The organism is Rhodanobacter sp. L36 (assembly GCF_009765755.1).
GTDB lineage: Bacteria > Pseudomonadota > Gammaproteobacteria > Xanthomonadales > Rhodanobacteraceae > Rhodanobacter.
In genome coordinates this window covers 24,695-50,220 of record NZ_LMUV01000006.1, presented here as the reverse complement: position 1 = coordinate 50,220, position 25,526 = coordinate 24,695, and the positions used below count along the sequence as shown (strand labels likewise).

The following is a 25,526-nucleotide window of genomic DNA, read 5'->3' as shown; positions in this document are numbered from 1 at the left end:
ACGTCGGCACCGCGCTCCACCAAGACCTGCACGTTCTGCCATTGTCTATGCCAGATATAGGCTTGGAATAGCAGCGTCTCGTCATTGCAGTTGCGGGTATTGGGATCGCCGCCGTGATCCAGCAGGAGCTTCAAGTAGATCGGGTCTTCCTGTTTCGCGGCCCAGACCATCGCATTGTCGTAGTCGAAAAGAGTCCCGCCGCTCCCATCCGAATAGTGTTCGCTATGCGTTCCCGGCTTGCGAGCATTCGGGTTGGCACCGTTGTCCAGCAGCGCCTTCAGGCCGGTGGCATTGAGCGTGAAAACCGGCCACGCCACCAACGGCATGCCGCTTTCATCATCGGCGAAGATCACGTCCGGGTTTACGTGCTCTTGCTTCATCAGGCGCTGTACTTCCCCGGCGTTGCCTTGCTCGGCTGCCAGCGCCAAGGCCCGCGCCTTGGGGTCCTTGTATACGCGATCCAGCGCGTATTTCGACTGTTGCGCGGGTGTGCCGGTCGATGGCGACGGCGGCATGTCGCAACCGCTTGCCACAAACAACCACAGCATCAGCCATGCAAAACGGGATATCCAGCGACGCATCCGTAATCCTTCAGCCATCAAAGGCTATGTGTGGCAACCATTCCATCGTCTCGATCAACCTGCATGCACCTTGTGCTGCCGATCCGTGTTGTCGACCATCGCCTGGATGGCGCCGCCACACCCCTCTATGGCAGAACTTCCACTGGCACGAAGTTGCTGCAGAAACGCCTGCTCTTGTTGCGGATCGTTCGACATGACGTCACTCCTTGACCGATGGGTTTACAGCAGCGGAATATCTTTTTCTTCGTAGGGCAAGCCAAAAGTTTTTCGCATATCACGGTAGTCATCGGGTAAAGGTGGTCGTTTGAAGCCGCGTTGCAGCAACCATTGCTGGCATTTGCGCTGCCAACTGATATGCGACGAATTCTTTGGATCGGTTGGATACCAGAAAATATCTTCGATGATCCGATGGCGAGGTGGCGCGGGCTGAGGAGGGGGGATATACGCATCAATGGTCGGATCGGCGCCATGCTGCAACAGCCAATAGGATTGTTCAAACCCTCCCGAAGAAGAGAAATCGAAAAGGATGGTGCCAACCCCTGTAACCGCATTCACGTCGGCACCGCGCTCCACCAAGACCTGCACGTTCTGCCATTGTCTATGCCAGATATAGGCTTGGAATAGCAGCGTCTCGTCATTGCAGTTGCGGGTGTTGGGATCGCCGCCGTGATCCAGCAACAACTTCAGGTAGATCGGATCATCCTGTTTGGCGGCCCATACCATTGCATTGTCGTAGTTAAAATGAATATCTCCCTGGCTTCCATCTTTGTAATGCCTTCTATGCGTCCCCGGCTTGCGAGCATTCGGGTTGGCACCGTTGTCCAGCAGAGCCTTCAGGCCGGTGGCATTGAGCGTGAAAACCGGCCACGCCACCAACGGCATGCCGCTTTCATCATCGGCGAAGATTACGTCCGGGTTCACGTGCTCCTGCTTCATCAGGCGCTGTACTTCCGCGGCGTTGCCTTGCTCGGCTGCCAGCGCCAAGGCTTGCGCCTTGGGGTCTTTGTATATGCGATCCAGCGCGTATTTCGACTGTTGCGCGGGTGTGCCGGTCGATGGCGACGGCGGCATGTCGCAACCGCTTGCCACGAGCAGCCACAGCACCGGCAATGCAAAACGGGATATACAGCTAAACATATGTGGCGGCAACGCAGACTTCGGGGTTGGCAATCGCCTTCGCCAGCGGCATGTCCAGCGGGGAGGTGTAGATGTCGGCAACTCTGCCGAGGGGCGCCGATGTCGCGTCGGGCACCGAGGCGGCATGCGCCGTTGCTGCGGCATCTTTGGCAGCGATTTCGCCGATCCTCTGAGCCGAGCTATGTAGCGACACAACAAGCAATAGGGTCCAGCCAAGGCTGGCGCAGTGCTTGCGAAACGAAACATTCCGTTGTTCCTTGTAGTCGCTACAACGCGCAGCTGTATTTGATTTGACAGCCGTAAGCTGCCGAGGTCAAGCAAGCAATCGAGGAGTCGTGGCTTACTCACCTCTGTGCCATAACTGATCTTGCTTGACGCCGCTCCGCGCCATCGTCACGCTTCGTCGATGAATCTCCTGCTGCTGCGCAATGCACTGGTCTACGCACCCGAGCCGATGGGTCGGCAACATCTGTTGCTCGGCGGCGGACGCATTCTGTGGATCGGCAGCGACCTCGACGCCTTGCCCGCCACCTTGGCGGTGGAAACGATCGACCTGCAGGGAAGGCGCCTGATTCCGGGTCTGATCGACGCGCATGTGCACGTCACCGGTGGCGGTGGCGAAGCGGGCTTCCGCACGCGTGTGCCGCCGCTGGGCGTATCGCGTTTCACTCGCGCCGGCATCACCACCGTGGTCGGTCTGCTCGGCACGGACGACGTGGCACGCGGACCGCGCGATGTGCTGGCAACGACGTACGCCTTGCGCGAGGAGGGCTTGAGCGCGTTCGCTTTCACTGGCGGCTATCACGTGCCACCTGCGACGCTCACTGGCAGCGTGCGCAGCGACCTGGTTTTCATCGAGGCATTGATCGGCATCGGCGAGGTGGCGATCAGCGATCACCGTTCCAGCCAGCCGACCTTCGATGAACTGTTGCGGCTCGCGTCCGACGCGCACGTGGCTGGACTGATGACCGGCAAGGCCGGCATCCTGCATCTGCACCTGGGCGATGGCGTGCGCGGGCTCGATCTCGTGCGTCGTGCACTGGACGAAAGCGAGCTGCCGCCGCGCGTGTTTCATCCCACCCACGTGAACCGGCGCAAGGCGCTGTTCGACGAAGCGCTGGAACTGGCGAAGCGCGGCTGCACCATCGACCTCACTGCTTTTCCGGTGGAAGAAGGCGAGGACGCGTGGAGCGCCGCCGACGCACTGCTTCGCTACATCGAAAGCGGTGCGCCTGCCGAGCGCATCACGATCAGTTCCGACGCCGGCGGCTGCCTGCCATGCTTCGACGCCGATGGCCACGTGTGCTCGATGGGCGTGGGCGAATCCGGCGCGCTGCTGGAAACCTTGAATGACGTGCTGAAACGCGGTGTGCCGCTGGAACGCGCGCTGCCGGCGTTCACCAGCAATGCGGCGCGCGTGCTGCGGCTTCCGGCCAAGGGTCGGATCGCTGTCGGTGCCGATGCCGACCTGGTGGCGCTGGATGCCGACGGTCGCGCCCACGATGTGGTTGTTCTCGGTCGCGTGCATGTGCGCGACGGCAAGATTCAACACTTCGGTGCGTTCGAGCACGCGACCTGAACGTTCGATGCGTCAGGCTGGTAGGGATAACCACAACCGATCCGGCGGGCGCAGAGAATCCATGACAACGAATATCGACGATAAAGATGAGGAAAGGATGAGTCCCAGCAGGGTGGTGGATGGAGAACAACGCGGATGGATCGTGCCGATCGGTGGGGCCGAGGAAAAAGAGAATGATCCACGCATCCTCGAACGATTCGTTCGATTGTGTGGCGGTGCGGATGCGAACATCGTGGTGATTCCCACGGCGAGCCAGCTCGCCGATACGGGCTCGCGTTACGAAACACTGTTCACGTCGCTCGGCGCAGGCGAAGTCGGCGTTCTCGATTTCGACATGCGTCGCGACACCGAGGAAAAAAACCGGCTGGCGCGTCTGGAAAAAGCCACCGGCATTTTCTTCACCGGCGGAAATCAGTTGCGCCTGTCGACGATGCTTGGCGGCACGCCGGTGGCGCAGAGCATTCGTGCGCTGAATGCGCGCGGCGTGCATGTCGGTGGCACCAGTGCGGGCGCGAGCATTCTCAGCGAACACATGATCGCGTTCGGCAAGGAAGGCCTGTCGCCCACCGCCGGCAGCGTGCGACTTGCGCCGGGGCTCGGGCTGACCAATCGCTTCATCATCGATCAACATTTCAGCCAGCGTGACCGTCTGGGACGCTTGATGGCCGCACTGGCGTACAACCCGTACGCGGTCGGCATCGGTCTGGACGAAGACACCGCCGCCTTCATCCGCCCGGACAACACGGTGGAAGTCGAAGGCAGCGGCTCGGTCACCGTGCTCGACGCAGGCAATCTGCAGTTTTCGTCGATGGCACAGGCTGGAGAACACGATCCGGTCTGCATGCTCGGCGTGACCATTCACGTGCTGATCGCCGGCGCCACGTTCAATATGCAGACGCGCCACGCTTCGGCCGGTACGCTGGCTGCGCCCAAGCAAACCGCCTGAAAAAAACTTCACCCAAGCGAGCTTCACGCTCGAGGAACCGCCATGCGCATTCTGGAACGCTCCGTTTTCGTCGGCCCGTCGCTGTACGCGCATTTCCCGGTGATCCGCCTCGAGCTCGATCTGGGTGAACTGGAGCAGTGGCCGACCGGCAAGCTCGGCGCGGCTTTTGTCGATGGGTTGGTCGCGGCGTTGCCGGGGCTGGCCGAACACGGTTGCTCGTATCGCGAGCCCGGCGGTTTCATCCGTCGCATGCGCGAAGGCGAGGGCACCTGGCTTGGTCACGTGCTGGAACACGTGGCGATCGAGCTGCAGAACGTTGCCGGCGAAGACGTGACCTTTGGCAAGACGCGCAGCGTCGACAAGCCGGGCGTGTATTCGGTGGTCTACGAGTACGTGCAGAAAGAGGAAGGCATTGCTGCCGGCGAACTCGCGTTGCGCCTGCTCACCTCGTTGTTGCCGGAAACATTGCGCGTGCGCGGCAACCTGCCGGAAGGTTGGGAATGGACCAGCGCGCGCGATGAATTCATCCGCTACGCGCAGCGCCGCGCACTCGGTCCGTCCACCGCCTCGCTGGTGCGCGCGGCGGAAGAGCGCAACATTCCGTGGCTGCGCCTCAACGACCAATCGCTGGTGCAGCTCGGGCACGGCAAATATCAGCAGCGCATCCAGGCCACCATCACCGGCCGCACGCCGCACATCGCCGTGGAGCTCGCCAGCGACAAGGAAGAGACCAACAAGATTCTCGCCTCGCTCGGCCTGCCGGTGCCGAAGCAGGAACTGGTGCTGAGTGAAGAAGGCGCACTGCGCGCCGCGCGCCGGCTCGGCGTGCCGGTGGTGACCAAGCCGTTCAACGGCAATCACGGTCGCGGTATCTCGATCCACCTGTCGACCGACGAGGAAATCATCGAAGGCTTCAAGGCCGCACGCGAGCATTCGCGTTCGGTGATCGTGGAGAACTTCCTCAGCGGTGACGATCACCGTCTGCTGGTGGTCAACAATGAACTCGTCGCGGCGACGCGTCGCACGCCGGGCCACGTGGTCGGCGATGGCGAGAAGACCATCGCGCAGCTCGTGGACGTGGTGAACCAGGATCCGCGACGCGGCATCGGTCACGAGAAAGTCCTCACCCGGCTCGTGCTCGATGCGCAGGCCGAGATGATGATGGAGCGTGTCGGCTACACCGCCGCATCGATTCCGTCGGACGGCGAGACGGTGTTCCTGCGTTCCACCGCCAACCTTTCCACCGGCGGCACCGCGACCGACGTCACCGACATCATTCATCCCGACAACCGCGACATGGCGGTGCGCGCCATCCGCGCCATCGGCCTCGACGTCGGCGGTGTGGATTTCCTCTCGACCAACATTGCAGAGAGTTACAAGACCATCGGCGGCGGCATCTGCGAAGTGAATGCCGCGCCGGGCTTCCGCATGCACGTGAGTCCCAGCGAAGGCACGCCGCGCGATGCAGCCGGCCCGGTGATCGACATGCTGTTTCCCGCGGGCGCGCCCTCACAGGTGCCGATCGCCGCGATCACCGGCACCAACGGCAAAACCACCACTGCGCGCATGCTCGCGCACATCACCAAGATGGCCGGCTTCACGCCGGGCCTCACCACCACCGACGGCGTCTACATCGACGGCCAGCGCACGGTCGAAGGCGACATGACCGGGCCGGTATCCGCGCGCATGGTGCTGTCCGATCCGCACATCGACATCGCCGTGCTGGAAACCGCGCGCGGCGGCCTGCTGCGCGCCGGCATGGGCGTGCCTTCGGTCAACGTGGGTGCGGTGCTCAACGTGCAGTCCGATCATCTCGGCCTGAAAGGCATCGACACGCTGGAGCAACTCGCCGAGGTCAAGCGCATCGTCGTCGAGGTCGCGAAGGATTGCGCCGTGCTCAACGCCGACGATCCGAACGTGCTGAAGATGTCCGGCTACACCGATGCGAAAGTCATCTGCTACGTGACGATGAATCCGTCGCATGCGCTGGTGCGCGAACACGTGCGCGCCGGTGGCCGTGCGTGCGCGCTCGAGGCTGGCGTCAACGGTTCGATGATCACGCTGTACGACAAGGGTAGCCATATTCCTCTGCTGTGGACGCACCTGATTCCTGCCACGCTGGAAGGTCGCGCGCTGCACAACGTGCAGAACGCGATGGTCGCCGCGTCGATGGCGTTTTCGCTGGGCATCAAGCTCGATGCGATTCGTCAGGGCCTGCGCACGTTCGACACCACGTTCTTCCAGGCGCCGGGACGCATGAACGTGTACAGCGAGCATCCGTTCAAGGTGCTGTTCGATTACGGCCACAACGCGCATGCAGTGTCGGTGATGGCGGATCTCGCACAACGGCTCGATGTCACCGGTCGGCGCATCGTGGTGATCTGCGGTCCCGGCGACCGACGCGATGAGGATCTCGTGGCGATCGCCGATGCCGTCGCCGGTCGCTTCGATCACTACATTTGCCGTCGTGACGATTCGCTGCGTGGCCGCGACGGCGACGAAGTGCCGGGCATCCTCGCGCGCGCGCTGCAGGCGGCCGGCGTGCCCGACGATGCGATCTCGATCATCCCGGAAGAACACAAGGCCGTCGACGCCGCGTTGCGCATGGGCCGCAGCGGCGACCTGCTGCTGGTGTTCGCCGATGCATTGGTGCGTTCGTGGAAGCAGATCATCAAGTTCCGCCCGGAAGGCTCGCCCGAGCCGCGCATGGAATCGGGTGCGTCATCCGCGCCGGCGGCACCGGTGGTCGAGCCGGCGTTCGACGAAGCGAGTTTTGCGGATCTCGGCGACGTGGTGCGTGACGAGCGCGGCGTGCGTTTCTCGCGCGAAAGCGACGACTGAGCACGATGCAAATACCCCTGCCGTTCGACGACTCGCGCCGCCTGACCGGCATCAATCTGTATTTCGACGCAGCGGGCGCCGTGCTGGAAACGCTCGGCGCGCTGCCCGATGACGAAGTTATCGACGCGTGGCGCGCGCGTGTCGAATCGGCATGTCGCGCACTCCACTGGCCCACGCCTTGCATCGTCGCGCATCGTCATGCGAGCGGCGCTTCACTCGCATACACCGCGCCGCTTGATCAGCTATACAGCGCAACCGAAGTGAACGAGTGGGCGTGGCTGGCTGCGTGTCTCGACGTTCGCGCAAGCGATGTCGAATTGCACGCGCCAGGGCATCCGGCTGCGTGGGACGAGGCGTCCGCCATGCACACGCTTCGCGCATTCGCTCGCGCGGAACAGCGACCCGATCTCATGTCGCTGTTGCAACACGCAGAAGAAAACAATCTCGATGCGCTACCCGACGACGATGCGTTGACACTCGGCGCCGGCGCCGGCGGTCGCACCTGGCCGATGAGTGCGTTGCCTGCCGATGGCGAAGTGCCGTGGTCGACGCTGCACGACATTCCGCTTGCGCTGGTCACCGGTTCCAATGGCAAGACCACCACCGTGCGACTGCTCGCCGCGATGGCGCGCGCACACGGCTGGCACGCTGGGCACAGCTGCACCGACGGCGTGTTCATCGACGGCCGCGCCATTGATGGCGGCGATTTCTCCGGCCCCGCCGGCGCACGCGCGGTACTGCGCGTGCCCGAAGTCGAAGCAGCGATTCTCGAAACCGCACGCGGCGGTTTGCTGCGTCGTGGGCTTGCCGTGCAACGTGCGAACGTCGCCGTGGTCACCAACGTCAGCGACGATCACTTCGGCGAATACGGCGTCCACGATCTCGATGGCCTGGCGCAGGTCAAGCTGCTCGTCGCACGTGCCATCGGTGCAGACGGATTGCTCGTGTTGAACGCGGACGATGCCATGCTCGTGCATCACGCCAGCAAGCTTGATTGTCCGATCGGCTGGTTTGCGCTCGACGATGCAAATCCGTTGTTGCATGCGCATCGACAATCCGGTGGTGCGACGTGCGGCATTCGCGACGGCCTCCTGAAACTTTCGCGCGGCGATCAAGTGCACGATCTCGGCGTCGTCAACGACATGCCGCTCTCGTTCGGTGGCAGCGCCGGCTACAACATCGCCAACATTGCCGCGGCATCGCTGGCTGCTTCGGCGCTGCACATCGCCCCGGCAACCATCGCCGACGTCATCGCGCATTTCGGTGGTGCGCGTGCGGATAACCCGGGCCGGCTGCAGCACTGGCAACTCGGTTCGCTGCAGGTGTTTGTTGACTACGCGCACAACCCTGAAGGTGTGCGCGGGCTGCTGCAGGTCGCCACGACATCGATCGATGGACGCCTTGGCCTGCTGCTCGGTCAGGCTGGCAATCGCGAGGACGCACAGATCCGCGAACTCGCCGCAAGCGCCGCGAGCTTTTCCCCGGCGCTGGTGGTGTTGAAAGATATTGACGGTTTCATGCGCGGCCGCGAGCCCGGCGAAGTCGCGCGCATTCTGCGCCATGAGTTGCTGCTGCGCGGCGTACGCGCCGACGCAATCACCGAATGCCTCGACGAAACAGCTGCCGTTCGCAACATGCTGGCCTGGGCGCGCGCAGGCGATGTACTGGTGTTGCCCACGCACGGCACCGCCGCGCGTGCGCTGGTCAGCGAGCTGCTCGACGATCTTGAACAAGGCGGATGGCGGCCTGGAACGCCGTTCGCGATCACAAATCTGCCCCATTAATTCATCGCCACTCCAAATGGCGTCGGCACACAGGCTGCAGTCGATTGCTAGATTGTTTATTTAGCCGTCCATATCCCTGATATGTACATTGTTGCGTAGCTCGCCGCTGGCAGATTCGACTTGACTGCGGCCCTTCCGTCTGAGCATTGCGCAACGCTCCAGAGGCCTTCCTTCTGATTTCCATCAGAATGGTGCGACATTCGAGCGCAATTTCCTTCGGCTCCGGCACTTCGGTGTGAGCGAATTCAGCGTTGGATTGTGGGCCCAGGATGACAAATGCTGATTTCAAAAAAGACAAATCCATCTGTTGCGGGATTTGATTGACTGCAATGTCTTGCGAACGACGGGTCGCAATAAATTACACGTTGTGCAGTGATGCATTGATCGCCTATTAATAAAAAGTGGGAGCATGGATTGCTCCACCAACAGGGGCACGCAGCGTACGGAAAGCGCCAGTGAGCAAGCCGTTATTTCGACAGGAAGTCGTGGACGCGCGGCGCGGTGACTGGCTGGGTTCCATCGTTGTCGTCGCGCCGCTGTCGCGCTGGCTGTCGACCGCGCTGGCGTTGGCGTTATCCACCGCCATTCTTCTATTTCTTATTTTTGGCGAATACACGCGTCGCGAGAGTGTTGCCGGCCAGTTGGTGCCCAGCGCCGGCTTGCTGACTGTCACGGCTTCCAACGCGGGTACCGTGACTCAATTGCAGGTCCGGGACGGCCAAACAGTACGCCGCGGCGATCCGTTGGTCGAGATATCCAGCGAGCAAAATAGTGCGAGTCTGGGCGATACTCATGCGCTAGTCAGTCGTCAGCTTGACGACCAACGTTTACGTCTGCTGGCTGATCTACAGACACAGCAACAGATTTCCGCACAGCAAGGTGCGGCATTGCGCGAAAAGGTCACATCGCTGCAGGCGCAGACCGCGCAGATCGACCAACAGATTGCCATCCAACAGACCCAGGTCGCCAGCGCTAAGGATCTGCTGCGGCGCATCCAGCCGCTCGCTGCCAAAGGCTATGTGTCCGCGTTCCAGATACAACAGCAGCAAACAGCGTGGCTTGACGCGCAGGCCCAGTACAAAACGCTGATGCGGCAGCAACTCGATTTGCATCAGCAGACAGATGCAGCCACGCAGCAATTGGCGCAGTTGCCACTGGATGCTTCGACTCAAGGCAACGACACCGAACGCAAACTCGCCGACATTAGCCAGTCCCAGGCACAGAATGAAATGCAACGCGCCGTGGTACTGCGCGCGCCACGCGATGGGGTGATATCCAGTTTGCTTCTCAAGCCCGGGCAGATGGTGACGGCCGGCCAATCGTTGCTTTCGTTGCTGCCCGCCGGGTCGGTACTGCAAGCGCAGTTGCTGGTACCGAGTCGCGCCGTCGGTTTCATCGAGCCCGGCAGTCGGGTGGTGTTGCGCTATCAGGCCTTTCCGTATCAGAAGTTTGGCCAGCATTTCGGCCGTGTGGCGGAAGTCTCGCGCAGCGCGCTCACGTCTGCGGAAGTCACCGTACTCACGGGTAGCAGCCCTGATCAGAATCAGGGACCGCTGTATCGCGTGCAGGTGACCCTTGATAGCCAAGCCATTCTGGCTTACGGCAAAGCGGAAGGCCTGCGCCCCGGCATGGCGCTGGATGCGGACGTGCTCATGGAGCGCCGCCGATTGATCGAATGGGTGTTCGAGCCGCTGTACGGGCTGGCCCATCACCTTCGTGGAGACGCCGCGCATGGCTGACGGTTCGACCAACGCATCAACGGCACCGACACCCGGCTTCCGCGCCGCGCTGCAATTCGGCTGGTCGCGCCGGCTGCCGATGATGCTGCAAACCGAGGCGGCAGAATGCGGGTTGGCCTCGCTGGCAATGATCGCCAGCTACCACGGTCACGATGTTGATCTGGCCGGCTTGCGCCGTCGCTTTTCCACCTCGCTCAAGGGCGCCACGCTGGCCCGCGTGATGGACATGGCCGGCAAGCTGGGTTTTGTCGGTCGACCGCTCAAGCTCGACATGGAACATCTCGTGCAGTTGAAGACCCCGTGCTTGCTGCATTGGGATCTCAATCACTTCGTGGTGCTAAAGAGTGTCGGTGCGCGTGGCATTGTCATCCACGATCCGGCGCGTGGCATTCGCAAGCTGGGCTTCAAGGAGGTTTCCGAGCATTTCACTGGTGTGGCACTTGAGCTTGCTCCCGCAGCCAACTTCGAACCCGTACAGGCACGCCAGGCCGTTTCGATGCGCGCGCTTACCGGCCGCATTCGTGGTGTGATGCCCGCACTGGCGCAGATTCTTCTGCTGGCGCTGGCACTGGAAGTGTTTGCGCTGGCCGCGCCGTTCTATCTGCAATGGGTGCTCGATCAGGCCATGGTGTCGGCGGATCACGATCTGCTGACCTTGCTCGGCTTGGGTTTTCTCGGCATCGCCATCTTCTCGGCGATCGTCACCGCCGCGCGTTCCTGGGCAGTCACCTGGCTGGGCGCTACGCTCAACGTGCAATGGGCCAGCAATCTGTTCGCCCACCTGATGAAGCTGCCGCTGGACTGGTTCGAGAAACGTCACGTGGGCGACGTGGTGTCGCGCTTCGGTTCGATCCAGACCATTCAGCGTACCTTGACCACGCAGTTCATCGGCTCTCTGCTGGATGGGCTGATGTCGCTGGTCACGCTGGTGGTGATGGCGTTCTACAACATCTGGCTTACGGTGCTCGTGGCTGGCTTGTTCCTCGCCTATGGCATAACCCGCTGGGTGTTCTTCAATCCACTGCGCCGGGCGAACGAAGAGCAAATCATCTACGGCGCGCGGCAGCAAAGCGAACTGCTGGAGTCCATTCGTGGCGCCATGCCGATCAAGCTCGCCAACAAGCAGGGCGAGCGGCTGGCGCGCTACGCCAATGCCACAGTGGCAAGTACCAATCGCGATATCAGCATTCAGCGCCTGGGCATTGCGTTCATGCTGACCAACCAGCTGATGTTCGGCATCGGTCGGGTCGCCATGATCTGGATCGCTGCCACGCTCGCGCTGAAAAACGAGTTCTCTGCCGGCATGCTGATCGCCTTCATCGCCTACGCCGACCAGTTCACCAGCCGCGCGGCGGGGCTGATCGACAAGTGGGTGGACTTTCGCATGCTGAAATTGCACGCGGAGCGGGTGGCGGATATCGCACTTACCGCGCCGGAGTCCGAAGTTGAATCGAGTTGGGATGGTCCAGTGCCCGAGGCCAGCATTGAGCTACGAAACGTCTGCTTCCGCTATGCCGAGGGTGAGCCGTGGATTCTGAAGGACTGCAACCTGCGCATCGAGGAGGGTGAGTCGGTGGCCATCGTCGGGCCCTCGGGCTGCGGCAAGAGCACGCTGGCCAAGGTGATCCTCGGCTTGCTGCAGCCACAGGAAGGCGAAGTCCTTTTTGGTGGGATCGATATCCGCAAGTTTGGGTTGGGCGCCTACCGTCAGCTGATCGGCGCGGTGATGCAGGACGATCAACTGTTCGCTGGCTCGGTGGCCGACAACATCAGTTTTTTCAATACGGATACGAAGCCGATCGATGTCGAAGCGGCAGCACGTTTGGCAGCGATCCACGACGACATTGCGGCGATGCCGATGGGGTATCAAAGCCTGGTAGGTGATATGGGTTTCAGCTTGTCCGGTGGGCAGAAGCAGCGGGTCATTCTGGCGAGGGCGCTATATCGACGACCAAGACTACTTATTCTTGATGAGGCGACAAGTAGTTTAGATATCGAAAGAGAGATACAGATCAATCATGCCGTTGGGTGTTTGAAAATCACACGTATTATTGTTGCTCATAGGCCTGAAACGATTAAGAGCGCTAATTATATTATCTCTATATTTAGAGAATATACTGGCGCCCCATTTTCTGTTCAAAAGCACTTGGGTGTCAGGTAAGATCGTAAATTATTTAAGCCGTAGCCGGACCGGTTCTAAATAGTCCAGCAAATCAACCAAGGAGTGGCACTATGTTAGAGCTAGACGAGGCAAAAGTCATTGTAGTCGCGGGGGGCGATTTGGCTGGCGGGATAGCTAGTGGAAGCGTCATTGTGGCAAGTAACCCAGTGGGCTTGGGTATTATTGGATTGCTTTTGGCGCCGATCGCTCTAGGATACGCAGTTAATTCACACTGCTGAAAATTCTGTTTTTATAAAATACATGTAGTTTTGTATTAATTATTAACCAAGCAAAGGAGATCTTATGTTTGAGCTAACTCAGAACGAAATAAAAATGGTTACAGGTGCTGGCCCGGAGGAGTTGGTCGCGGGCGCCATAGCTGCGTGGGTTATGTTTGGTTATGGAATTGGAAAAGATTTAGCCGAGGGCTCGAATTTGCAGTGCAAGCTGCCGGCACCCTAAGTGTTATACTGAATATGATTGCAAGGCACGAATCACGTTGTGATTCGTGCCGCTCTTAATGAATCTCGGGGCTTCTTATTCATGGATACCAAAAAAGATCGTCTATCTAGGTTCGGGATCAAGATTTTTTTTATTGTGATACTTATTTCAGGTGGCGGACTTCTGCTGGGCGGCAAGTACGAACTTGATGTTCTTGGCTTCTCATTTGTGTTCGCGCTAACTGCCCTTATTGTTGGATGGATATTTTTTCGCAAAGAGAGGGAGTGATTATTGCGCTTGGGTCTTCTTCAAGCAGCGACTTCATAAGCTGGCGGATTCAACTACGAAGTGCACCACGGTTGAAGGAAATATCGAAAACGTGTTGTGCTGTGCGGAAGCCTAATCGCTTTCGAGGCCGTTGGTTGAGCTTGTCTTCAATGCTCTGGATCTGGGCATCGGAGTAAGCGCCCAGATCGCATCGCTTGGGCAGGTATCGCCGGATCAGGCCGTTGGTATTTTCATTGGTTCCGCGCTGCCAAGATGAGTAAAGGTCGGCGACATAGCTTCTGGCACGCAGAGCGATGCCGATCACGGCATGGTCGGCGAACTCGCAGCCGTTGTCCCACGTCAGCGTATGCACGCGAGCCTGCAGGGGGTGCAAGGCGTGGATGATGGCGCGCATGACCATGGCAGCCTCGCCGTTGGACACGCGGCGCATGCGCAACAAGCCCGATTTGCGATCCACCAGCGTCACGACGCGCACGAGTCCTTTGCCCATGATCGTATCGCCCTCCCAATCCCCCACACGTTGGCGGCTTTCCACGACGGCCAGTCGCTCAGCAATGAGTCGTCTACGAAAGCGCTGGCGCTGCCGTGGTGTGCCGCAGCGATGACGGCAACGCCGCTGCTTGCGACAGCGTAGGTGCTGCCATAGCGTGCCACCCCGCTGACGATCGGCAGCGATGTGTTAACAGATGCATTCGTAGCTGATCTGCACTTCGGCGGCTATCTGCTCGGGACTCAGGATCTGAAGCAGATGCAGAACGAGCCGACTTCCGCCGACGACCTCAAGCGCGCCAAGGGCATTCTGTTGCGGCAGATTCCGTTGGGCGAGTCCAGCTTCGATGCTATCGGCAGCCAGCTCCTGAAGCTCTCGATCGAAGGCAAGCTGCTGGATGCGATGACTATCGCCGGCCGGCATTATCTCAAACTCACCGCGCCGGAAGTGCAGCAGGCGTATGCGAAACATGTCAGGCCCGACGCATTTATCACTGCGGTGAAAGGGCCGGCGCCTAAAGGATGAACGACCACGGTTGCGGCGGTGGCAAAGTCGCAGCCCGGTTTGCAGCGGAGTCGGCGAAGCTGGGCTCCGCTTACTTTAGGAAGATGATCGCGGCTGCAGCGCCACGCGCACCAGGTACACAATGATCACCACATTGCCCACCAACACGGCCAGCTTGATCCATCCGAAGCGGTGCAGCAGTTCGTAGATTTCCAGCGGTATCAGCGAACCGGTAGCGATCACCGTGAACCATTCCGCCCAGTGCTTGCCCATCCACAGGCCGATGCCCTCGATCGCGAACAGCACTGCGTAACCGAGCGTCACCAGCCCGATCGCCACGAACTTGCTCGGCCCGAAATCCTGCAGCGTGGTCACCAGCGTCCAGCGCAGGTTGCTGCTGCCATCGAGCGACAGATCCTTCAACCAGTGCACCAGCCGCTCGAAATTCTCCGCGTGGTTCAGATGAAACGCTGCCGCCGCGACCACCAGCAGGCATAGCGTCTTGATCACCTCGTAGATGGCGATGACGCGCAGGCCGGAGTGGCGTTGCGAGCGTGCGCCGGAGTCAGACTTGGCGATGGGCGGGTTATCGGACATGACGGATCAATGGCGAAGCAGCGCACAGTGTGCCGGGGCGTCACCGGAATGGCGAGTGAGGAATGTCATGTGCACGCGCGCTGGCGAGTTGATCAGCAGCAACGGCCGCCTCCGCCCTTGTAGCGTGCGGCCTGGCGTTCGCGAAAGAATGCCTCGTAGCTCGGCACGACACGGTCGGGGTGATATTCGCGCAGGTGCTGCACGTACGCCGCGTAATCGGGAATGCCGCAACTGAGGCGTGCGGTCTGCACGGCGCGGCGCCAGCCGGATCGCAGAGCACGCACGGCGTCGGACAGTGACACTTTCATGGCGCACCAGCCGCGATGCCGGCCAGCGCGACATACGGTTCTTCGCGCGTGGTGGCCCCCGGTGTTCGCCAGGCCTGCATCAATGCACGCAGAGAGAAGCCGAGCATCGTCACGATCAGCAGCATGAACAGCGCGGTCAACGCCATGTCGACATGGTTGTTGCCGACGATACGTTGCATCTCTTCCATCGATGTCGCTGGCGCGAGCAAAGCATCCTTCTTCGCGGCATCGGCATATTTCGCGGCAGCTGCGGTGAAGCTGATCGGGCCGACGAGTTTCTCCCAGCCGGCGGCGAGCGTGCACGCGATCAGCCAGATCGCGGGAATGCCGGGAACCCATACGTAACGTTCGCGCTTGCGCTTCACCACGACGACCGTGGCGAGCATCAACGCGATCGCCGCCAGCATCTGGTTGGCGATGCCGAACAGCGGCCACAACGTGTTGATGCCGCCGAGCGGATCAATCGCGCCCTGATACAGGAAATATCCCCAGAGTCCGACGCAGATCGCGGTGGCCAGCAGGTTGCCGGTCCACGATTCGGTCGCCTGCAAAGGCTTGTGAATCAGGCCGGCAATTTCCTGGATCATGAAGCGCCCCACGCGCGTGCCGGCATCCACCGTGGTGAGGATGAACAACGCTTCGAACAGGATCGCGTAGTGGTACCAGAACGCCATCATGCCGCCGCCGGGCAGCACGTTGTGCAGCAGCTGCGCCATGCCGACCGCCAGCGTCGGTGCGCCACCGGCACGGCTGAGGATGCTGGTTTCGCCGATGTTCTTCGCCGTCTGCAGCAGCTCGTCGGGTGTCACCACGAAACCCCATTGGCTGATGACGATGGCAGCGTGTTGCACGGTGTTGCCGATCAGCGCAGTCGGCGCGTTCATCGCGAAGTAGACGCCTGGGTGCAATGACGTCGCGGCGATCAGCGCCATGATCGCCACGAACGCTTCCACCAGCATGCCGCCATAGCCGACCAGCCGCGCATCGCCTTCATTTGCCAAGAGCTTGGGCGTAGTACCGGAAGCGATGATCGAATGCCAGCCCGACACCGCGCCGCAGGCGATGGTGATGAAAAGAAACGGGAACAGATGTCCCTGGAACACCGGACCGCTGCCGTCGATGAATGTCGTCACCGCAGGCATCTGCAAGGTGGGTGCGGAAAGAAAGATCGCCAGCGCCAGGAGCGCGATGGTGCCGATCTTGAGGAAGGTCGACAGATAATCGCGCGGCGCCAGCAACAACCACACCGGCAATACCGAGGCGCAAAAACCGTAACCGATCAGCAACCACGCCAGCGTCTTCGCGTCGAAGTCGAACAGCGGCGCGAGCGATGGCGACGATGCGACGTCCGCGCCGAAGGCGATCGACGCCAGCAACAACACCAGTCCGATGATCGACACTTCGAAAATACGTCCCGGCCTCAGCCAGCGCAGATAGACGCCCATCAGCAGCGCGATCGGAATCGTGCACGCCACGGTGAACGTGCCCCAAGGACTGTGCGTCAGCGCTTTCACCACAACGAGAGCGAGCACTGCCAGCACGATCATCATCAGTATCAGCACCCCGAACATCGCGACCACGCCGGCCACGGGCCCAAGTTCCTCGCGCAGCATGTGACCAAGCGACCGGCCATCGCGACGCAGCGAAAGCCCCAGGATCATGAAGTCCTGCACGGCGCCGGCAAACACCACGCCGAACAGAATCCACAGCGTGCCGGGCAGATAACCCATCTGCGCCGCAAGCACCGGGCCCACCAGCGGACCGGCACCGGCAATCGCTGCAAAATGATGACCGAACACGACCCATCGATCCGTCGGCACGTAATCGAGCCCATCGTTGCGCAACACCGCGGGCGTGGCGCGCGTGCGGTCCATCGACAACACCGCGTGGTCGATGAAGCGCGCGTAGAAGCGATAGCCGATGGCGAATACCGCGATGGATGCCGCAACCAGCCAGATCGCATTGATCGGTTCGCCACGACGCAACGCCACCACGCCAAGGCAGAACGCCGCAGTGACGGCGATGACGGCCCAGAGAATCCGCCCGGCGGGGCCGGGTTTCGGAATGGCAGCGTGCATGAGCAAAATCCCTCATCGGAATCCCAAGAATCGCGGCAGCCAGCGCGGCGGTCAATCGCTGTTGCATGAGCAGCGCAGCGGTACACTCGAATTCCCGTCGCCCACAAGGAATTCGTCATGCGCATGCCGGTTCGCCAAGCCCTGCTCGCATTCACCCTGGTCACCGCGATGTCCGCGAGCGCCGCGGGTTCCGGCCAGCTCAAAGGCCTTCTCGACAAGGCCAAGCAGGCGACGCACACGAATACATCGCAGGCTGGTGCCAACCTGCCGAACGGCGATATTGCCGCCGGTCTGAAAGAGGCGTTGGCGAAAGGCACGACCAACGCGATCAACAGTCTCGGTCGCAATGGCGGCTTCTGGAACAACTCGCGCGTGCGCATTCCGCTGCCGGGCAAACTTGAACAGGCAGCCAAACTCGCGAAGAAACTCGGCCAGGGTGCCAAGGTCGACGCATTCGAGCTGAGCATGAATCGTGCGGCGGAGCAGGCGGTGCCGCAGGTCGCGCAGATTTTCGGCGACGCGATTCGAAAGATGAGCTTGAACGATGCGCGCGGCATCCTCACCGGCGGCGATCACGCAGCCACCGATTTCTTTCGCCGCGTGGCGGGTGACGCGCTCACGGCGCGCATCCATCCGATCGTCGTAAAAGCCACCGACAGCGTCGGCGTTACGCAGAAGTACAAATCATTCACTGCAGGCAACGGTGGTGGATCGCTGGGCGGCATGCTCGGATCGCTCGGTGGCAAGTCGAAGAAAGGTGGCGGTACTTCGATTGATCTTGATGACTACGTGACCAACAAGACCATGGACGGCCTGTTCACCGAGATCGGCGATCAGGAGAAATCCATCCGCGACAATCCGGCTGCGCGATCCACTGATTTGCTGAAAAAGGTGTTTGGTCGTTGAACCCGCTCGCGGGTTCAACAAATCAAATATGAGGCTTCAGTTTTTTGCCCTGAGGCTGGAAATGCCGAACCTTCCAACTTGCATTGACCGGAATTGACCTCAAATCACCAGTAAATGGCGATGTCACATCGAGGCCTTACATGATCCACGAAATTCTCAAAATGGGCGACGAGCGTCTGCTGCGCATTGCGCCGCTGGTACCGGACAGCATGATCGGTAGCGCCGAGCTCGACGCACTCATCGCCGACATGTTCGAGACGATGCACGCGGCCGATGGCGTCGGCCTGGCCGCGCCGCAGATCGGCGTCGACCTGCAACTGGTGATCTTCGGCTTCGAGCATTCCGATCGGTATCCCGATGCACCCGAAGTGCCGCAGACCATTCTGCTCAACCCGGTGATCACGCCGCTCTCGCAGGACATGGAAGAAGGCTGGGAAGGTTGCCTGTCGGTGCCGGGCCTGCGTGGTGCGGTGAGTCGCTATTCGCTGATCCGCTATGAAGGTATCGACCCGAAAGGCGAGCGCATCGAGCGCACGGCCGAAGGTTTCCACGCGCGCGTCGTTCAACACGAATGCGATCACCTGATCGGCCGTCTGTATCCAACGCGCATCACCGACTTCAGCAAGTTCGGTTACACCGACGTGCTGTTCCCAGGCCAGGACATCGGAGACGACTGATGCGCGCGATATGGCATGACGCAGTGCTGGCAGAAAGCGACGACACCGTCATCGTCGAGGGCAACCACTATTTTCCGGTCGCATCGTTGCGTCGCGAACATTTCCGTTCAAGTGACCATCACACCGTTTGCCCGTGGAAAGGCAAGGCCAGTTATTTCGACGTGGTTGTGGGCGGTGACGTAAACGCGAATGCTGCGTGGTACTACCCGCAACCGAAGGAAGCCGCCATGCAGATCAGAGATCGCGTGGCGTTCTGGCGTGGCGTCGAGATCAAGTAGCGCTTTGCTACGGCAGCGGTATCGACTGCACGTCGAACGGTACGCTTTTCGGGATGGCCGCGGGGTGATCTTTGCGGCTCATCAGGATGCCGTACTTCGATTCGATGAAGTAAATGCGGCCATTGGCAATCGCGCCCGATGACGGATCATTGAGACCGTGCACCAGTGTCGTCAACGAAGTCGCGCGATCTCCGGCAAGTATCGCGAGCGAGATCTGTCCGCCGTACGGACCATCCCCGCCAAAGGCGTTGCTCTCGAATATCACCAACCTGCCCGAGCCGGCGTAGCGAATGGCGTCGGCATTTTTCAACGCGCGCGGCATGGAGATGCGTTGCGCTGAGCCTGCCATGCCATCGCGCTGCACCGATATGCGCCACAGATACGCCGCTGCGGTCAGTTCGCTGACGTAGACGTTGTCGTCGTCATCCAGCGCAATACCGTTGAGGTCGAAACCTTCCTTGCCCTGCGCGAACGCGGGATCTTCTTTCCACGTCTGCAATGTACTGTCGTCGATACGAAGCCGAAGTACACGCGGATGGAGCGAGTCGGTGACGTAGAGCGTGCCGTGACTGTCCAGCGCCATGTCGTTGCAGTAACCCTTGTCCGGCATCACGTAACTTGCGCGAGGCATGCCAGTGGCAAGGTCGTAGCTCTTCAACGCGCTCGGCGTCATCGGCACGGTGGTGAATCCAAGCGTGCCCGAGCAAACCCACAATAGGTGTCGTTTCGCATCGACCACGACGCCCTGGCCGTTCGCCAGACCATTCGCGCCAGGCTTCACCACAATCTGCGGCATGGTCGATCCGCTGCGGATTCGTGCGACAGCGCCCTGTCGCCAGCTGCCGACATAGAACGAACCATCCGGCCCTACCGCCACGCTTTCGGGATACCAATCCGGCGGCAAGGGCACCGTGGTGGGTGCGGTGGTCGCCGCGAAGCTGCGGGTTGATGCGAGCGCCAGAAAAAAAGCGACAGGTTGAAGCATGCAGCGAAATTTCACGGCAGTGTCCTCGTCGGAATCGTGCGAGGGATTGTGCAAATCGATGGATGGTTTATAAACGCCGATGCGCTTCGTTCACTTCAAAGCAGGGCTTGCCAATGGATCGACTCACCAGCATGGCCGTTTTCGTTCGCGTGGTGGAGAAAGGCAGCTTCACCGCGGCTGCGGATGACTTCGGTTTGTCGACCACGATGGTGGCGAATCATGTGCGTTCGCTGGAAACGCAACTCGGCGCAAGGTTGCTGGAACGCACCACCCGACGCCAGCATCTCACCGAGATCGGCGCGGCGTATCTGGAACGGTGCCGCGATGTGCTCGGCAGCGTGCAGGCGGCCGATCAAGTGGCTGAAGCATTGCGCGCGACGCCACAGGGGACGCTGCGCGTCACCGCCTCGGTCACGTGGGGCGCGCATCGGTTGATGCCGGTGATCAGCGCGTATATGGCCGTCCATCCTCAGGTGAAGGTGGAGCTCAGCCTCAACGACCGCGTGGTGGACATGCAGGAGGAAGGTTTCGATGTCGCGGTGCGCTCCGGCACGATCAGCGATCAGCAGTTGATCGCGCGGCCGTTGCGGCCTCCGCGAATGCTGGCTGTCGCCAGTCCTGCCTATCTGTCCGCTCACGCGAAACCTCGAAAGCCCGACGACCTGCGGCGACACAACTGTCTGGGTTTTGCGCCATGGGGAACCGATCACGTGTGGCGCTTCAGCAGGAGCGGGCAGAAAGTGTCGGTGCCGGTGCGCGGGTCGCTCGTCTGCAACAACGGACAAGCACTGCTTTCCGCAGCGCTCGGCGGCGTCGGCGTGGTGGTGCAGGTCGATGTGTTGCTGGAGCCAGCCATCGCATCTGGCCAGCTGGTGCGTCTGTTGCCCGGATGGGAACTGCCTGCGCGCGCGCTGCATATTTTGCGTCGTCGCGAAACGCGTCCCACTGCGAAATTGCGCAGCTTCGTCGACTTCGTGGTGGAGCGACTGGGATGAGCACGCACGCCACGCGAAACCACGGCATCGATGTGCTGCGTGGATTGTCGATCCTGCTGGTGATCCTCCATCACACGGGTTTGCGGATACCGTTGGAGCACACGTGGCTCGGCACGTGGCTGCCACATCGTGTGCTCGATGCACTGAACTACAACGGCTACGAAGCGGTGTTCGTGTTCTTCGTGATCTCCGGTTTCCTGATCGCATACAACGCACTCGAACGATGGGGTTCGTTGCAGAAGATCGACGTGCGCGCGTTTTACGTTCGCCGTCTCGCACGCATCGCGCCGTGCCTGTTATTGCTGGTGGCGGTGTTGAGCGCGTTGCATCTGGGAGGGTTCGACGACTACGTGATCCATCGCGAAGGGCAGTCGCTGCCGCGCGCTATCGTCGCGGCATTGGGCCTGCATCTGAACTGGTACGAAGGTCATACCGGCTATCTCCCCGGAAGCTGGGACGTGCTGTGGTCGTTGTCGATCGAGGAAGTTTTTTATCTCGCATTTCCGATCGTCTGCCTGTTGACGCGACGCGCGTGGGTGTTCGCGATCGTGCTTGTGCTGTTGGCGCTCTCGCTGCCATTCACGCACGCGGCATTGGTCGACAACGAAATCTGGCAGGAGAAAGCGTATCTGCCCGGCATGTCGGCGATCGCGGTGGGTGTGCTCGGCGCGTTGATCGCATGGCACGTCCGGCAGTCGCGGCAATGGATGAACATCGCACTATGCATCGCGGGAGCCGTCGGCATCGCTTCGGTCATGTTGATGGGTCGTGAAGTGTGGACTCTCGTGCACGACGCTTATCTGCTGATACTGGTGATATCGGCGGCGTGCCTGATTCTTGCGATGCACTGGCGCAAAGCCGCGCATGCATCGAGCAGGCTTCCGGGCACCAATTGGCTGCAATCATTCGGACGGCTGAGTTACGAGATCTATCTCACGCACATGTTCGTGGTGTTCGCATTGGTGCGCCTGTTCAAGGCCGCCGGTGGCAACATCGGGCTGGGCTATGCGTGGTATGCGCCGATCGTGCTGCTTTGCTGGTTGCTGGGCTGGCTGGTGGCGCGCTTCATCTCGATACCGGCCGATCGCGCCTTACGTGCGCGACTGATGAAGCTGCCGCTCAATCATGGCGAGCTCGTCTCAACAAATTGAGCGAATGTCGACTTGTTCTGCACGCATGCACGGGCACGGAACTCCCAGTGGCGTAAGCTGCGTCATGGGTGGAGCTTCTGCCCGGGAGAGTTCGGTGAAGACAGAAAACGAAACACACATGCAGATCGTTTCCGCGGACATCAGTTCGGAATCACTGACCGGCATGGTGATTTTCCGCCCACATTGCGTCACGCGATCCGGCCGGAATATCCCCGAGGCGACCAAGAAGGGAAACTGGTACGCGCTGCGTCCTGCCGAAGTGCGCAGCTTTGCGCGCGCGTTGTTGGACGCCGCCGATGCGCTGGATCTGAAGGCGAAGATGTTGCAGGCCGCCAAGCCCGTTCCTGCTTCGAGTTAAACGAAGCTGCACGACTGGCGCAGCGCGCTCAGCCTTGTCGAAAGGTGTTGATGGTGTCGCGCAGTTCACGCGCAGCGACACCGGCGGTGGCTGCGAAATGTTCGTCGTTGCCCGCGTAGAGAATCGCGCGCGACGAACTGATCAGCAATCCGGTTCCGTCCGTCGTACGACCATGACGAACCACGGCTTCGACGTCGCCGCCTTGTGCGCCGATGCCCGGTACCAGCAGCGGTATGTTGCCCACCAGCGCGCGCACTTCACCCAGTTGCTGCGGCCACGTGGCGCCGGTGACGAGGGCGCAATTGCCGTGGATATTCCAGTCGCGCGCGATGATCTTCGCCACGTGCTGATACAGCGGCAGGCTTTCGCCATTTTTTTGGTGCACGAGCAGATCCTGCAGATCGGACGCGCCAGGATTCGACGTGTGGCAAAGCAGGATCACGCCCTTGTCCGCGCGATCGAGAAACGGTTGCGCCGAATCGCGCCCAAGATACGGATTCAACGTGACCGCGTCGGCCTGATAACGATCGAACGCCTCGCTCGCGTAATGCTGCGCGGTGCTGCCGATGTCGCCGCGCTTGGCGTCGAGGATCACCGGCACACCAGGATGATGTGCATGGATGTGCGCGATCAACCGCTCCAGCGATTCCTCCGCGCGCAACGCGGCGAAGTGCGCGATCTGCGGCTTGAAAGCGCAGACGAGATCGGCTGTGACATCGACGATGGCGCGGCAAAACTCGAATACCGCATCAGGCGCATCGCGAAGATGTGCGGGAAACTTCGCGGGTTCCGGATCGAGGCCGACGCAGACGAGTGAATCGTTGCGTTTCCAGGCGGATTGCAGGGATTGCATGAAGTGCATGTGGCTTCTCCTGCTTCGTCATTCCGACGCAAGCCGGAATCCAGTGATCATGGACTAGGAATGAAGTTGCTTCGCGCATTGCTTCGACTGGATTCCGGCCTGCGCCGGAATGACGGCAATTCGTGGAAATGACGTTTTCGTGCCTTGTGCCGAATTACGCCAGCTTCTTGTACTTCACGCGATGCGGCCTGGCGCCTTCCTCGCCGAGGCGGCGCTTCTTGTCGGCTTCGTATTCATTGTAGTTGCCGGGGAAGAACTCGACGTGCGAGTCGCCTTCGAACGCGATGATGTGCGTGGCGATGCGGTCGAGGAACCAGCGGTCATGCGAGATCACCATCGCGCAGCCGGGGAACTCGAGCATCGCGTCTTCCAGCGCGCGCAGCGTTTCAACGTCCAGATCATTGGACGGCTCATCGAGCAGCAGCACGTTGCCGCCCTGCATCAATGTTTTTGCCAGGTGCAAACGACCACGCTCACCGCCGGAAAGCGAACCCACCAGCTTCTGCTGGTCGGTACCCTTGAAGTTGAAGCGGCCGATGTATGCGCGCGACTGCAATTCGTAGCGGCCGATGGTGATGATGTCGGCGCCGCCGGAGACTTCCTGCCACACGTTCTTCTTCGCATCGAGGTTGTCGCGCGACTGATCGACGTAGGCGAGCTGCACGGTGTGACCGAGTTTCACTTCGCCCTGGTCGGGTTTCTCGACGCCGGTGATCAATTTGAACAGGGTCGATTTGCCCGCGCCGTTCGGGCCGATGACGCCGACGATGGCGCCCGGCGGCACCTTGAACGACACATCGTCGATCAGCAGCTTGTCGCCGAACGACTTGCTGACGTTGACGAACTCGATGACTTCCTGGCCCAGACGCTCGCCCGGCGGAATATAGAGTTCGTTGGTTTCGTTGCGCTTCTGGTACTCGACCGAGTTGAGTTCCTCAAAGCGGTTGATGCGCGCCTTGCCCTTGGACTGGCGACCTTTCGCTGCCGAACGCACCCACTCAAGTTCGCGCGCGAGCGCTTTCTGGCGACCTTTTTCGGAAGCTTCTTCGCGGGCGAGGCGCTCGCCTTTCTGCTCAAGCCATTCGGTGTAGTTGCCCTTCCACGGAATGCCACGGCCGCGATCGAGTTCGAGAATCCACTCGGCTGCGTTGTCGAGGAAATAGCGATCATGCGTGACCGCGACCACGGTGCCGGGATAGTCGTGCAGGAACTGCTCGAGCCAGTCGACCGATTCCGCGTCCAGATGGTTGGTCGGCTCGTCGAGCAGCAGCATGTCCGGCTTGGACAGCAGCAATCGGCACAGCGCGACGCGACGTTTTTCACCACCGGACAGCGGCCCGATCTTGGCGTCCCACGGTGGCAGGCGCAGCGCGTCGGCGGCGACTTCGAGCTGGCGCTCCAGCGCGTGCGCGTCGTTGGCGGCGAGCAGGTTTTCCAGCTTCTGCTGCTCGATGGCCAGCTTGTCGAAATCCGCACCTTCCTCGGCGTACGCGGCGTAGACCTCTTCAAGGCGTTTCTGTGCGTCGAGGATTTCTGCCACGCCTTCCTCGACCGCTTCGCGTACCGTTTTCTCCGGATCGAGCTGCGGCTCCTGTGCCAGGTAGCCGATCTTGGTGCCCGGATTGGCGCGTGCCTCGCCCTGAAAATCGGTGTCCACGCCGGCCATGATCTTCAGCACCGTGGATTTGCCCGCGCCGTTCACGCCCAGCAGGCCGATCTTGGCGCCGGGGAAAAAACTGAGCGAGATGTCCTTGATGATCTGGCGCTTCGGCGGAACGATCTTGCTCACGCCGTTCATGGTGTAGATGTATTGCATGCAGGACTCCGAAAGGCTGGTGCG

23 protein-coding genes and 1 pseudogene are annotated in these 25,526 nt (G+C 60.9%); 14 read left to right on the top strand and 10 right to left on the bottom strand.

Features of this window, described 5'->3' with window-relative positions; translation table 11 throughout:
- From GSQ73_RS08550 to GSQ73_RS08540, 3 genes and pseudogenes are all read right to left on the bottom strand, one after another.
- Window positions 1-581 (bottom strand): annotated as a pseudogene (locus GSQ73_RS08550) (ankyrin repeat domain-containing protein); the annotation flags it as partial.
- A 54-nt stretch (window positions 582-635) separates the two neighbouring features.
- Window positions 636-776: a hypothetical protein gene (locus GSQ73_RS08545; protein ID WP_158883031.1), complete on the bottom strand. Its 141-nt coding sequence runs from the start codon at window positions 774-776 to the stop codon at window positions 636-638.
- Window positions 777-800: 24 nt separating this feature from the next.
- Window positions 801-1,652, bottom strand: coding sequence for an ankyrin repeat domain-containing protein (locus GSQ73_RS08540; protein WP_158883393.1), 852 nt, complete (start codon window positions 1,650-1,652; stop codon window positions 801-803).
- 472 nt (window positions 1,653-2,124) lie between these two features.
- Here GSQ73_RS08540 and iadA point away from each other — a divergent pair, with 472 nt between their 5' ends.
- From iadA to GSQ73_RS08505, 7 genes are all read left to right on the top strand, one after another.
- Window positions 2,125-3,297, top strand: a complete 1,173-nt coding sequence (gene iadA / locus GSQ73_RS08535; RefSeq protein WP_158883029.1) for a beta-aspartyl-peptidase — start codon at window positions 2,125-2,127, stop codon at window positions 3,295-3,297.
- A 97-nt stretch (window positions 3,298-3,394) separates the two neighbouring features.
- Window positions 3,395-4,243: a cyanophycinase gene (locus tag GSQ73_RS08530; RefSeq protein ID WP_158883027.1), complete on the top strand. Its 849-nt coding sequence runs from the start codon at window positions 3,395-3,397 to the stop codon at window positions 4,241-4,243.
- Between the two features lie 42 nt (window positions 4,244-4,285).
- Window positions 4,286-7,084 (top strand): cyanophycin synthetase, encoded by a 2,799-nt coding sequence (gene cphA / locus GSQ73_RS08525; RefSeq protein WP_158883025.1) that lies wholly within the window; start codon window positions 4,286-4,288, stop codon window positions 7,082-7,084.
- A 5-nt stretch (window positions 7,085-7,089) separates the two neighbouring features.
- Window positions 7,090-8,868, top strand: a complete 1,779-nt coding sequence (locus tag GSQ73_RS08520) for a Mur ligase family protein (RefSeq protein ID WP_158883023.1) — start codon at window positions 7,090-7,092, stop codon at window positions 8,866-8,868.
- Between the two features lie 455 nt (window positions 8,869-9,323).
- Complete coding sequence (locus GSQ73_RS08515) at window positions 9,324-10,607, top strand: HlyD family efflux transporter periplasmic adaptor subunit (RefSeq protein WP_174236080.1); 1,284 nt, start codon at window positions 9,324-9,326, stop codon at window positions 10,605-10,607.
- The gene (locus GSQ73_RS08510) at window positions 10,600-12,768 is read left to right on the top strand and encodes a peptidase domain-containing ABC transporter (protein WP_158883021.1); all 2,169 of its coding nucleotides are present in this window, start codon (window positions 10,600-10,602) and stop codon (window positions 12,766-12,768) included. The genes GSQ73_RS08515 and GSQ73_RS08510 overlap by 8 nt, the downstream gene beginning before the upstream one ends.
- Window positions 12,769-13,311: 543 nt before the next feature.
- Window positions 13,312-13,497 carry a hypothetical protein gene (locus GSQ73_RS08505; protein ID WP_158883019.1) on the top strand — a complete coding sequence of 62 codons (186 nt, stop codon included), beginning with the start codon at window positions 13,312-13,314 and terminating at the stop codon, window positions 13,495-13,497.
- A gap of 49 nt (window positions 13,498-13,546) precedes the next feature.
- On the opposite strand, the gene GSQ73_RS08500 is transcribed toward GSQ73_RS08505, so the two are convergent.
- Entirely contained in the window at window positions 13,547-14,173 is a 627-nt protein-coding gene (locus GSQ73_RS08500) for an IS30 family transposase (RefSeq protein WP_254063360.1), read from the bottom strand.
- Between the two features lie 72 nt (window positions 14,174-14,245).
- Between GSQ73_RS08500 and GSQ73_RS08495 the strand changes: the two genes are divergently transcribed.
- Entirely contained in the window at window positions 14,246-14,512 is a 267-nt protein-coding gene (locus GSQ73_RS08495; protein WP_254063344.1) for a hypothetical protein, read from the top strand.
- Window positions 14,513-14,587: 75 nt separating this feature from the next.
- Here the strand turns inward: GSQ73_RS08495 and GSQ73_RS08490 are convergent, their stop codons facing one another.
- The 3 genes from GSQ73_RS08490 to GSQ73_RS08480 form a co-directional block, all read right to left on the bottom strand.
- Window positions 14,588-15,088: a DUF2127 domain-containing protein gene (locus tag GSQ73_RS08490; RefSeq protein WP_158883017.1), complete on the bottom strand. Its 501-nt coding sequence runs from the start codon at window positions 15,086-15,088 to the stop codon at window positions 14,588-14,590.
- 92 nt (window positions 15,089-15,180) lie between these two features.
- Window positions 15,181-15,396 (bottom strand): YbdD/YjiX family protein, encoded by a 216-nt coding sequence (locus tag GSQ73_RS08485; RefSeq protein ID WP_216844749.1) that lies wholly within the window; start codon window positions 15,394-15,396, stop codon window positions 15,181-15,183.
- A complete protein-coding gene (locus tag GSQ73_RS08480) occupies window positions 15,393-17,474 on the bottom strand; it encodes a carbon starvation CstA family protein (protein ID WP_158883015.1) in 2,082 nt (693 codons plus the stop codon). Before GSQ73_RS08480 ends, GSQ73_RS08485 begins: the two co-directional genes overlap by 4 nt.
- Before the next feature lie 117 nt (window positions 17,475-17,591).
- Here GSQ73_RS08480 and GSQ73_RS08475 point away from each other — a divergent pair, with 117 nt between their 5' ends.
- The 3 genes from GSQ73_RS08475 to GSQ73_RS08465 all read left to right on the top strand — a co-directional run bounded on the left by GSQ73_RS08475 (window position 17,592) and on the right by GSQ73_RS08465 (window position 19,335).
- Window positions 17,592-18,380, top strand: a complete 789-nt coding sequence (locus GSQ73_RS08475; protein ID WP_158883013.1) for a DUF4197 domain-containing protein — start codon at window positions 17,592-17,594, stop codon at window positions 18,378-18,380.
- 140 nt (window positions 18,381-18,520) lie between these two features.
- Window positions 18,521-19,057 carry a peptide deformylase gene (def, locus tag GSQ73_RS08470; protein ID WP_158883011.1) on the top strand — a complete coding sequence of 179 codons (537 nt, stop codon included), beginning with the start codon at window positions 18,521-18,523 and terminating at the stop codon, window positions 19,055-19,057.
- Window positions 19,057-19,335 carry a DUF427 domain-containing protein gene (locus GSQ73_RS08465; RefSeq protein ID WP_158883009.1) on the top strand — a complete coding sequence of 93 codons (279 nt, stop codon included), beginning with the start codon at window positions 19,057-19,059 and terminating at the stop codon, window positions 19,333-19,335. Before def ends, GSQ73_RS08465 begins: the two co-directional genes overlap by 1 nt.
- A gap of 7 nt (window positions 19,336-19,342) precedes the next feature.
- Here GSQ73_RS08465 and GSQ73_RS08460 read toward each other — a convergent pair whose 3' ends face one another.
- Window positions 19,343-20,320, bottom strand: a complete 978-nt coding sequence (locus GSQ73_RS08460) for an SMP-30/gluconolactonase/LRE family protein (protein ID WP_158883387.1) — start codon at window positions 20,318-20,320, stop codon at window positions 19,343-19,345.
- A gap of 131 nt (window positions 20,321-20,451) precedes the next feature.
- Between GSQ73_RS08460 and GSQ73_RS08455 the strand changes: the two genes are divergently transcribed.
- The 3 genes from GSQ73_RS08455 (at window position 20,452) to GSQ73_RS08445 (ending at window position 22,824) form a co-directional block, all read left to right on the top strand.
- Complete coding sequence (locus GSQ73_RS08455; RefSeq protein ID WP_254063342.1) at window positions 20,452-21,315, top strand: LysR family transcriptional regulator; 864 nt, start codon at window positions 20,452-20,454, stop codon at window positions 21,313-21,315.
- Window positions 21,312-22,466, top strand: a complete 1,155-nt coding sequence (locus GSQ73_RS08450; RefSeq protein WP_158883005.1) for an acyltransferase — start codon at window positions 21,312-21,314, stop codon at window positions 22,464-22,466. Before GSQ73_RS08455 ends, GSQ73_RS08450 begins: the two co-directional genes overlap by 4 nt.
- 118 nt (window positions 22,467-22,584) lie before the next feature.
- Window positions 22,585-22,824, top strand: a complete 240-nt coding sequence (locus GSQ73_RS08445) for a hypothetical protein (protein ID WP_158883003.1) — start codon at window positions 22,585-22,587, stop codon at window positions 22,822-22,824.
- Window positions 22,825-22,852: 28 nt separating this feature from the next.
- Here the strand turns inward: GSQ73_RS08445 and pyrF are convergent, their stop codons facing one another.
- Both pyrF and ettA read right to left on the bottom strand, forming a co-directional pair.
- Window positions 22,853-23,686: an orotidine-5'-phosphate decarboxylase gene (gene pyrF, locus GSQ73_RS08440; protein WP_158883001.1), complete on the bottom strand. Its 834-nt coding sequence runs from the start codon at window positions 23,684-23,686 to the stop codon at window positions 22,853-22,855.
- Window positions 23,687-23,840: 154 nt separating this feature from the next.
- Complete coding sequence (gene ettA / locus GSQ73_RS08435) at window positions 23,841-25,502, bottom strand: energy-dependent translational throttle protein EttA (RefSeq protein ID WP_158882999.1); 1,662 nt, start codon at window positions 25,500-25,502, stop codon at window positions 23,841-23,843.
- Window positions 25,503-25,526: the final 24 nt, after the last annotated feature.